Genomic DNA, 236 nt, shown 5'->3' with positions numbered 1-236 from the left:
AACACGTTGTTTGGCCTGGGGTGAATACACCACGTAACCGCACTCGATGAACTCGCCGCTGCCCTCGACCTCGGACAATAGCGTTACAATTTTCCCAGCCGTGCAAGACTCGGCCGTTGTTAGCACAAGGGAGTTGTCACGGAGATAGTCAACAGTGTCGTCAGCGATTGACATGACTAGGACTCACGAAGTTATTGCTCGGTTGACCGGAGATGGCGCGGAACATTCCAAGAAAA

1 protein-coding gene is annotated in these 236 nt (G+C 52.5%); it reads right to left on the bottom strand.

Features of this window, described 5'->3' with window-relative positions; genetic code table 11:
• On the bottom strand, positions 1-174 hold a 174-nt coding region (locus ORL50_RS28905), incomplete at its 3' end, for a CinA family protein (RefSeq protein ID WP_266020128.1).
• Positions 175-236: the final 62 nt, after the last annotated feature.

This window comes from Pseudomonas sp. RIT-562 (assembly GCF_026241895.1).
Lineage (GTDB): Bacteria > Pseudomonadota > Gammaproteobacteria > Pseudomonadales > Pseudomonadaceae > Aquipseudomonas > Aquipseudomonas mandelii_F.
Note: the sequence above shows the minus strand (reverse complement) of the source record. Positions and strands in the feature narration are given on the sequence as shown.